The sequence below is a fragment of the Pseudomonas sp. P5_A12 genome (genome assembly GCF_056400685.1).
Genome location: NZ_JBFUKU010000240.1, coordinates 1 through 10,093, shown reverse-complemented (window position 1 = coordinate 10,093; position 10,093 = coordinate 1). Strand labels below are relative to the sequence as shown.

Genomic DNA, 10,093 nt, shown 5'->3' with positions numbered 1-10,093 from the left:
CACCGCCTTCGCTGGCAAGCCAGCTCCTACAGGGGCTGTGGTGTTTTAGGCGGGCGTGTCGAGATTCAGGTGCAGGTTGTCGATCAACCGCGTGGTTCCAAGGAACGCCGCGACCAGAATCACCAGGTCGCGATCATCTGCCGTGGCCGGGCGCAAGGTCAGCGCATGGCGAATCTCCAGGTAATCGGGACGCAATCCAGCCACTTCAAGCTGTTTGGTCTGCGCGTCGATCAGCGCGGGGAAATCCCGGCCACCCTGCTTGATCGCGTCGGCAATCGAGCTCAGCGTGCGATAGACCACCGGCGCCACTGCCCGCTGCTCTTCGCTGAGGAAACCATTGCGCGACGACAGCGCCAGGCCATCGGCCGCACGGACAGTCGGTTCACCAATAATCTGGACTGGCATGTTCAGGTCATGGACCAGGGATTTGATCACCGCCAGTTGCTGGTAGTCTTTCTGGCCGAAGACCGCCAGGTCTGGCTGGACGATGTTGAACAATTTGCTGACCACCGTCGCCACACCTTCAAAATGCCCTGGACGGCTGGCGCCGCACAGGCCTTCAGACAGCAGCGGAACGCTGACGCGCGTCTGGCCGGCCATGCCGTCGGGGTATATTTCTTCAACGCTAGGCGCGAACAGCAAGTGGCAACCGGCCTGGAGCAGTTTTTCCTGGTCAGCGGCGAGGGTGCGCGGGTACTTGTCGAGGTCTTCGCCGGCACCGAATTGCAGCGGGTTGACGAAAATGCTCGCGACCACGAAATCCACCCGTTGGGAGGCTTTGGTAATCAGCGCGATATGCCCGCTGTGCAGGTTGCCCATGGTTGGCACGAAGCCGATGCGCTTGCCTTCACCGCGGGCACGGGCCACGGCGGCCCGCAGTTCGCGTACGGTTTTTACGGTGTTCATGCAGAGAATCCGTGTTCGATACCTGGGAAAGTCGCCGCTTTGACTTCAGTCACGTAAGCACTCAGGGCGGCTTGAATGGTGTGTTGGCCGGTCATGAAATTCTTCACGAATTTTGGCACACGACCGGTAATCGACAAGCCCAACATGTCGTGCAGGACCAGTACCTGGCCGTCGGTGCCACTGCCGGCACCGATACCAATGACCGGAATCTTCACGGCCTGAGTAATTTCTTCGGCCAGTTCGCTGGGCACGCATTCAAGCAGCAACATGGCGGCCCCGGCCTGTTCCAGCGAAATGGCATCGGCACGCATTTGCCGAGCCTGGTTTTCGTTGCGACCCTGGACTTTGTAACCGCCCAGGATGTTCACCGATTGCGGCGTCAGCCCCAAGTGCGCGCACACCGGGATGCCCCGCTCCGCCAGCAGGCGGATAGAGTCTGCCAGCCACACAGCGCCTTCTACCTTGACCATGTGCGCACCGGCCTGCATCAACAAGGCACTGTTGGTCATGGCTTGTTCCGTGGTGGCGTAGGCCATGAACGGCAGGTCAGCCAGGATGAGCGCATCGCTGTTGCCACGTTTGACGGCTGCCACGTGGTAAGCCATGTCTGCGGTCGTCACGGGCAGGGTGCTGTCGTGACCTTGCAAAACCATGCCGAGGGAGTCGCCCACCAGCAGCACGTCGACGCCAGCCTCATTGCAGGCGTGGGCGAAGGTCGCGTCATAGCAGGTCAGCATGGTGATTTTTTCACCTTTTTGCTTGAGACCTTGCAGAGTGGTCAGGGTGATGGCTGGCATGAAAAGATCCTCATTCAGGCGCAGTGAAAACTACTGCGAGTAACGCGCGTGATTCTTCGTTAAATACAGGCGCACGGTCTGTTGTCGTGCTTTTAAGGCCTGGATTGCGCCCTTCAACGCCGTGTTGGCGGCAGCGGGACGCCTATAGTCGTGAGGAGAACTCGGGAAGTCAATTGGATGTGTTACCGCGCTGTTACGTCGGGGGTGTTACCGGCGTAACTGATGCGATTCAGCAGCTGTAGATCCCGTATGCGACACAGAACATATGTCGGAGCGGGCTTGCATCAGCTTTTGGCGAGGCGTTCCAGGCCGACGAAGGGGCAGGCGGCGAGCAATTCGCTCAGCGTGCGACCATCAGCCAAGCGCAAATCCAACAGCACGATGTCCAGATCCAGGGTGCGTGGCCCCCAGCGTTCAAGACGTTCGCGCCCCTGTTCGTTCTCGATGGCTTGCAGCGCATCAAGCAGCTCCAGAGGCGCCAAGGTGCTGTCTAGCGCAGCGACCGCGTTGGTGTAACGCGGTTGGCCCGGCAGCAGCGAGTCGCTCTGATAAAACGCGGACACCCCGATCAGCTCGGTCTGCGGCAGCTGCGCCAGCGCGTCGACGGCATTGCGTAGTTGCTCGGCGGGGTCAGCCAGATTGCTGCCCATGCCGATGTAGATGCGTTCCATGGATTACTCGCCCGAGACGCTCGGTTCGCCAGCGGCGCGTTTACGCTTGGCGCCACCGCTGCGGCGACGCTTGCGGGGTGCGCCAGTGCCGTCGTCCTTGCCACTGAGGTCGCGGATCATGTCGCGACGTTCGCTGTCGTTGGCGTCCTGATAATCCGTCCACCATTCACCCAGGCCATCAGTCTGCTCACCGGCGCTTTCGCGCAGCAGCAAGAAGTCGTAACCGGCGCGGAACCGTGGGTTGTCGAGCAACAGGTCGGCGCGTTTGCCGCTGCGGCGTGGCAGGCGCTCCTGCATGTCCCAGATCTCGCGGATCGGCATGGTGAAGCGTTTCGGGATGGCGATGCGCTGGCACTGTTCGGCAATCAGTTCGTGTGCCGCTTCCTGCATGGCCGGAATCGGCGGCATGCCACGTTCTTGCAGGCGCAATACGCGAGCCGGCAGGGCGGGCCAAAGCAGGGCGGCAAACAGGAACGCCGGGGTCACCGGTTTGTTCTGCTTGATCCGCAAGTCTGTGTTGATCAGCGCGTCGCTGATCAGGGTGTGCGTGTACGTCGGGTTGTATTCCAGCGCCTCGGCACTGGCCGGGAACAACGGATCGAACAGCTGCAGGTCGACCAGCATCTCGAAGGTGTCCGCGGCGTGGCCGGAGAGGAACAGCTTGAGCACTTCTTCGAATAGACGGGCCGACGGGATTTCGCGCAGCATCGGTGCCAGTTCGCGAATCGGCAAGGCGCTGTGTTTTTCGATGCCGAAATTCAGCTTGGCGGCAAAACGCACGGCCCGCAACATCCGTACCGGGTCTTCCTGATAGCGCTGTTTCGGGTCGCCAATCAGGCGGATCAAGTGATTGCGGATATCGTGTACGCCGTTGGCGTAGTCAAGAATGCGCTCGCTGACCGGATCGTAGTACAGGGCGTTAATGGTGAAGTCGCGGCGTTGCGCGTCTTCTTCCAGTGTGCCGTAGACGTTATCGCGCAGGATGCGCCCGCTTTCATTACGGGAAGATTGGTTGCTGTCTTCTTCCTCGTCGTTTTGCGGGTGATTGGCACGGAAGGTCGCGACTTCGATGATTTCGCGGCCGAAGTGAATGTGCACCAGCTTGAAGCGACGACCGATGATCCGCGCATTGCGGAATTCGGCGCGCACCTGTTCAGGTGTGGCGCTGGTGGCGACGTCGAAATCCTTGGGCGTGATGCCGAGCAGCATGTCGCGCACACAGCCGCCGACCAGGTAAGCCTGGTAACCGGCGTTCTGCAGGCGTTCGACGATATTCACCGCGTAACGGCTGAATTGGGCCTTTTGCAGCGAATGTTGGCCGCTGTTGAGCACTTCAGGCGTACTGCGAATGTGTTGCGTATGACGCTTGGGAGAACGGAATGACTGGAACAGCTTCTTCAGCATGGGATGCACTGTTTGAAGGAATGTTCGGCCATAACAGAAGAATGACCGCATGATGGGCGGGGATTCTAGCATTTAGTCGAGGGATGGTGTAGGAGACAGCAGATATGAGCTGTAAGCCGCAGGCTTCAAGCGAAAAACAAGGAGATTTGGGTAGGTTTTGCGAATCGCAGAAACTACAAGGGGAGCCGAAGCTCCCCAAGAAGTAGTTGCATGCTCTATTTTTATTATTGGTTTCGGGCTTTTTGTTTTTGTTAAGTGCCCTCGTCATGACGTGTTTCTTTCATGACCCTCCCAATCGGGAGCCAAGAGCAAACGGATTGCTTTGGTCGCTGTGCTGCAGTGATCTTGCGATCCAACCAGTTCAGGCACTGTCTTAGGACAGTTTTTTATTATTCTCGGCCTGGTCGTGGGGCGATCCCCCAAATACAACGCCTCTCCAAAAGAATCAGTTAGCTGCGCCTCTCGCCGTCTTGTTTTTATTGTGCGTGAGTCGATTCGTCTTATTTTTATTGTGTTATGCATTGCTTGTTATTGTTCTTGTACCAAACATATTGCAGGGTGCGTGCCAACTTTTGCGAATCCCAGTAAAACAAGGGGTTAGGTCGGTCGGTGGGGTTTTTTAAGGCCCAAAAAAACCGGGGCTTCGTTACCGTAAGCCCCGGCTTCTGTTACGCGATAAATCTGAGGTAACAGTTTTTTCATAAAGTCATGTGTTACCCGCGCATCAGACAGGTGCCATTCAGCTTTCGCTGGCGACCCCGGTTTTGCGTCGCGGGATGCCCAGGCGCTGACGACGCTCCCACAGGCATTTGCGGCTGACCCCGAGCTTGCGGGCCAGTTCGGTTTCGGTCATGTGGTCCTGATGCTCGAGGACGAAATGCTGGAAGTAATCTTCCAGTGACAGGTCTTCGGTCGGCTCATGGCTGTTGTTACTGCCATTGTTGCCCTGTTGCGGCGCCAGGCCGATGAACTCATCCTCTTCCAGGTCGCTCAGTTCGATGTCGATACCCAGCAGCTCGGCCGAAATTTCCGGGCTCTCGCACAGAATAACCGCGCGTTCGACAGCGTTTTCCAGCTCGCGAACGTTACCTGGCCAGGTGTAATGACGAATCGCCTGTTCGGCATCCGGTGCGAATTTCAGGTCGGTGCGGTTGACCCGCGCGCTCTGCCGCGCCAGGAAGGCATTGGCGATTTCGTTAACGTCCGCACCGCGCTCGCGCAAGGCAGGCAGCTTCAGGGCGATCACGTGGAGGCGGTAATACAAGTCTTCACGGAACTGGCCGATTTTTGCCAGGCTCTTGAGGTCCCGGTGAGTCGCGGCGATCAGGCGTACGTCGACCTTCTGCGATTGCACCGAGCCTACCCGGCGAATTTCGCCTTCCTGCAACACGCGCAGCAAGCGGGCCTGGGCTTCAAGGGGGAGTTCGCCAATTTCGTCGAGGAACAAGGTGCCGCCGTCCGCTGCCTCAACCAGGCCGGCACGCCCGGCGCTGGCGCCCGTGAACGCGCCTTTTTCATGACCGAACAGCTCGGACTCGATCAGGCTTTCCGGAATGGCTGCGCAGTTCACCGAAATCATCGGTGCCTTGGCGCGCTTGGACAGGTTATGCAGGGCACGCGCCACCAGCTCTTTACCCGTACCGGACTCACCCTGGATCAAGACATTGGAATCGGTTGGCGCGACTTTGCGGATTTTACTGTACAGGTCCTGCATCGGCGGGCACGAACCGATAATGCCGATTTCGCCGTTGCTGTTATCGACGCCAGCTTTTGCGGCGCCATTGCCAGCTTTGCCAGCGGCAGGTTCGCCGTTGGCCGGCAGTGATTGCCGGTCGCGCAGGATGCGGGCGACGGCCTGGAGCATTTCATCGTGATCGAAAGGCTTGGCGATGTAATCCACCGCGCCCATCTTCATCGAGTCGACCGCCGAACGCAGGCTGGCGTAGCTGGTCATGATCAGCACCGGTGTGCCTTGACCAAGTTTGATCAACTCGGTGCCAGGCGCGCCGGGTAGGCGCAGGTCACTGACGATCAGGTCGAACGTGGGAATAGTGAAGCGTTCTTGTGCTTCCTGCACTGAACCGGCTTCGCTGACCTGGTACTGGTTACGTTCCAGCAGGCGGCGCAAGGCGGAGCGGATAATTGTTTCGTCTTCGACGATCAAAATGTGCGGCATTGATTCGATACTCTCGACGGTCTCAGTTCACAGCGGACGTCGCTTCGACATGACGCGGCAAGGTCACCCTGATACGGGTGCCGCGTTGGCTTTGAATATCAGCCGGGCTGTCGATGGTGATTTGTCCATAATGCTCTTCAACGATGGAATAGACCAGTGCAAGGCCCAGACCGGTGCCTTCGCCAGGATCCTTGGTGGTGAAGAATGGTTCGAACAATCGGTCCATGATGTTCTTCGGAATACCGCTGCCTTCGTCTTCCACGATCAGATCGACCGTGTGTTCGCCGGCTTCGCTTTTAACCCGTACTGCGCTGCCGGGAGGCGAGGCGTCCCGGGCGTTTGAGAGCAGGTTGATCAGTACTTGGGCGAGTCGCTGCGGATCGCCTTCGACCCAGTGATCGGGGTCGCACAAATTATAGAACTGCACTTCGAAATTGCGTCGGTTCAGCGCCAGCAAGCCGATGGCATCCTGAGCCACTTCGGCCAGACAGACGGGCTCGTCGGATTGCTGGTGACTGCCGGCGTGGGCGAAGCTCATCAGTGACTGGACGATGCGTGACACGCGTTTGGTTTGCTCAAGGATCTGGCCGCTGATTTCCTTCAGTTCGCCATCGTCTTCGCGCTCTTCGCGCAGGTTCTGCGCCAGGCAAGCAATGCCGGTGATCGGGTTGCCGATTTCGTGGGCCACACCCGCCGCGAGTCGACCGATGCTGGCCAGGCGCTCGGAGTGCACCAGTTTGTCTTCGAGCATCTGGGTTTCGGTCAGGTCTTCCACCAGCAACACCAAACCGCTGTTACCCGGTGCGAGCGGTTCATCGATCGCCGCTTTGTGCAGGTTCAGCCAGCGGGTCTGACCATCCAGGGCCAGGTGCTGTTTGTGCAAGTGTTCGTCCGGCAAATTAATGAAGCCTTGCAACAGTTCTTTCCACGGATCGGCAATGGTGCTCAGGCGTGAACCCACCACACGCTGCGCGGCAATCCCGGTCAGCTCCTCCATGGCTTTGTTCCACATGAGGATTTCCTGATCCTTGGCCAGAGAGCAGACGCCCATCGGCAGTTCCTGCAAAGTCTGGCGGTGATAGCGGCGCAGGGCATCGAGTTCGGCGGCAAGGCCGGTCAGGCGAGAGTGGTAATCCTCGAGGCGACTTTCGATGAAGTGAATATCTTCGGTGACATAGTTTTCTCCGCCCGCCTTATAAGGGAGGAACGTTTCGACCATGTCTTGCGCCACACTCGGGCCCATCAGGCCGGACAAGTTGGCTTCGATGCGGTCACGCAAGCGGCGCAAGGCGTAAGGCCGGCGCTCGTCGAACGGCAGATAGAGATCGCGTAGCGCCTGTTCGACTTCTTTTTGCGCTGCCTTGGCGCCCAAGGGTTTTGCCAGCTGTGTGGCGAATTCCTGAGGGGAAGCGGCGTGCAATTCGCGGCGTTGCGGGCGACGCACGTTGTCCACGGCGCAAGCTTCGGCGGCGCTGGCCTCTTCCGCGCTGGCATTGGTGAACAGCGAGATCAGGGTGAACATCAGCACGTTGGCCGCCAGCGAGGCAATCGCCGCCATGTGCCAGCTGGTGTCGTCGAGCACGTAGATCATGTTCAGCAGCGGAATGTAGAAGCCCTGCAGATTGCTCACCAGCGGCAACAACATCGTGACCAGCCACACCAGAATCCCTGCCAGCAAACCGGCAATGAAGCCGCGGCGGTTGGCGGTCGGCCAGTACAGGACCGACAGCACGCCCGGCAGGAACTGCAACGTGGCGACAAACGCGACGATGCCGAGGTTCGCCAGATCCTGATCTGTGCCCAGCAGCAGGTAGAAGCCGTAGCCGGCCATGATGATCGCAACGATCAGCGCCCGGCGGGTCCACTTCAGCCAACGGTAGATGTTGCCTTCGGCCGGCGGCTGATAGAGCGGCAACACCAGATGGTTCAGTGCCATCCCGGACAGCGCCAGGGTGGTAACGATGATCAGGCCGCTTGCCGCCGATAAACCGCCGACATAGGCCAGCAGCGCCAGGGCTTTGCTGTTGGCGGCGATGCCGATGCCCAGAGTGAAGTATTCCGGATTGGTGGTGGCGCCGAGTTTCAGGCCGGCCCAGAGAATCAGCGGCACCGCCAGGCTCATCAGCAGCAGGAACAGGGGCAGGCCCCAGCTCGCACTGACCAGCGAACGCGGGTTGAGGTTCTCGGTAAAGGTCATGTGATACATGTGCGGCATCACAATTGCCGAGGCAAAGAACACCAGCAGCAACGTACGCCATGGACCTTCTTGCAGCGGCGTGTGCAAAGCGGCGAGGGCGGTCTGGTTTTGCAACAGCCAAAGCTCAAGCTGTTGCGGGCCGTCAAACACGCCGTATAAGGCATACAGACCGACACCGCCGAGGGCGATCAACTTGATCACTGACTCGAAGGCAATGGCGAACACCAGGCCTTCATGTTTCTCGCGGGTGGCGATGTGGCGGGAGCCGAAGAAGATCGTAAACAGCGTAATCAGTGCGCAGAAACTCAGGGCGACCCGATGCTGCACCGGCTCGCGGGTGAGAATGCTGATGGAGTCGGCGACCGCTTGAATCTGCAAGGCCAGCAGCGGTAACACGCCGACCAGCATGAAAATGGTGGTCAGCGCGCCAGCCCATGTACTACGAAAGCGGAACGCGAACAGGTCGGCCAGCGAAGACAGCTGATAGGTGCGGGTAATTTTCAGGATCGGGTATAGCAGCACCGGCGCCAGCAAAAATGCGCCTGAGACCCCGAGATAGCTGGATAAAAACCCGTAGCCGTACTGATAGGCCAGGCCCACGGTGCCGTAAAACGCCCACGCGCTGGCGTAAACACCCAGTGACAGGGTGTAGGTCAGCGGGTGGCGAATGATCGCCCGGGGAATCATGCCCCGTTCACTGACCCAGGCCACGCCGAACAACACCGCCAGGTACGCGGCGCTGATCAGGATCATCTGGGTCAGGCTAAAGCTCATCGGCATCTTTTTGACTCTGCAGGATGAAGGTCACGACGATCAGAATCAGCCAGAGCAGATAAGGGCGGTACCAGGCGCCAGTGGCGTCGATCCACCAATCCATGATGGCCGGGGAGAACAGATAAATCCCCACTACCAGGAGCAGGACCAAGCGATAGATGTACATCCCGGCCTCTCTTTTTTATGCGCGTGCCCGAAAACGTGCGGCGATGGTAACGGATGGGCGCGCCACTGCAAGTGCGATCACTGCAGTTGCGCTTCGGGCAGGTTCAGTGTGCGCGGGATTTTCATGGCATCCCAGTGGGCGATGCCCCAGTTCAGCACTTCCCGTGGTGTTGCATAGGTCAGCTCGGTTGCCGGGCTTTGCCCCAGCGCGCGCAGTGCGCGCAATAACAGCGGCGTTGCCTGGTCTTCGGTCAGTGGCGGCGAGCGGTAGGATTTTCCGAGTTTGTTGCCATCGGGCTGGGTAATCAGCGGAATGTGCAGATAACGCGGTTGCCGCAGGCCAAGCAATTCTTGCAGATAGAGCTGGCGCGGCGTGGAATCGAGCAGGTCGGCGCCCCGCACGATGTCGGTGATGCCTTGCCAGGCATCGTCCAGCACGACGGCCAGCTGATAGGCGTAGAGCCCGTCGCGACGGCGAATCACAAAATCGCCCACCTCGCGACCCAGGTGCTGGCGGAATTCACCTTGCACGCGGTCAATGAAGTGGTATTCCAGCTCGGGCACGCGCAGGCGGATCGCCGCGTCTTCAGTGCCGTGGCCGGCGTTGCGGCACAGCCCCGGATAAATGCCGTGATAGGGTTCCAGCTGCTTGCGCGAGCAAGTGCAGGCGTAAGCGAGGCCGTGATTGAACAGGCGATTGAGCACTTCAGCGTAAGCCTCATGGCGGTCGCTCTGGCGGACCATTTCGCCGTCCCACTCAAAACCGTAGCTCTCCAGTGCCTTGAGAATCGCCGTCTGAGCGCCGGGCTCTTCCCGTGGCGGGTCGAGGTCTTCCATGCGCATCAGCCAGCGGCCACCCACCGCGCGGGCGTCGAGGTATGAAGCCAGTGCAGCGACCAGCGAACCGAAATGCAAGTGTCCACTGGGCGTGGGGGCGAAGCGACCGATGTAGGGGGTGGAAGTCGTGGCAGTCATGGACGAATGTTTCTTTCTCTGGTCGTCG

The 10,093-nt window shown here is 59.5% G+C and carries 8 protein-coding genes; all 8 read right to left on the bottom strand.

The genetic code is table 11. From position 1 onward, the window contains the following. Positions 1-45: 45 nt before the first annotated feature. Positions 46-906, bottom strand: a complete 861-nt coding sequence (gene panC, locus AC1DSG_RS23830) for a pantoate--beta-alanine ligase (RefSeq protein ID WP_477793086.1) — start codon at positions 904-906, stop codon at positions 46-48. Further along, a complete protein-coding gene (panB, locus tag AC1DSG_RS23825) occupies positions 903-1,703 on the bottom strand; it encodes a 3-methyl-2-oxobutanoate hydroxymethyltransferase (protein WP_477793085.1) in 801 nt (266 codons plus the stop codon). Before panB ends, panC begins: the two co-directional genes overlap by 4 nt. Before the next feature lie 284 nt (positions 1,704-1,987). Beyond that, entirely contained in the window at positions 1,988-2,374 is a 387-nt protein-coding gene (gene folK / locus AC1DSG_RS23820) for a 2-amino-4-hydroxy-6-hydroxymethyldihydropteridine diphosphokinase (protein ID WP_477793084.1), read from the bottom strand. A gap of 3 nt (positions 2,375-2,377) precedes the next feature. After that, on the bottom strand, positions 2,378-3,778 hold the full coding sequence (locus AC1DSG_RS23815; protein WP_007948667.1) for a polynucleotide adenylyltransferase PcnB: 1,401 nt from the start codon (positions 3,776-3,778) through the stop codon (positions 2,378-2,380). Positions 3,779-4,517: 739 nt separating this feature from the next. Next, complete coding sequence (locus AC1DSG_RS23810) at positions 4,518-5,954, bottom strand: sigma-54-dependent transcriptional regulator (RefSeq protein WP_477793083.1); 1,437 nt, start codon at positions 5,952-5,954, stop codon at positions 4,518-4,520. A gap of 22 nt (positions 5,955-5,976) precedes the next feature. Then, on the bottom strand, positions 5,977-8,931 hold the full coding sequence (locus tag AC1DSG_RS23805) for a sensor histidine kinase (RefSeq protein WP_477793082.1): 2,955 nt from the start codon (positions 8,929-8,931) through the stop codon (positions 5,977-5,979). Beyond that, positions 8,915-9,091 carry a hypothetical protein gene (locus tag AC1DSG_RS23800; RefSeq protein WP_003176118.1) on the bottom strand — a complete coding sequence of 59 codons (177 nt, stop codon included), beginning with the start codon at positions 9,089-9,091 and terminating at the stop codon, positions 8,915-8,917. Before AC1DSG_RS23800 ends, AC1DSG_RS23805 begins: the two co-directional genes overlap by 17 nt. 77 nt (positions 9,092-9,168) lie before the next feature. Continuing rightward, positions 9,169-10,065 carry a tRNA glutamyl-Q(34) synthetase GluQRS gene (gene gluQRS / locus AC1DSG_RS23795; protein WP_477793087.1) on the bottom strand — a complete coding sequence of 299 codons (897 nt, stop codon included), beginning with the start codon at positions 10,063-10,065 and terminating at the stop codon, positions 9,169-9,171. Positions 10,066-10,093 lie beyond the last annotated feature (28 nt).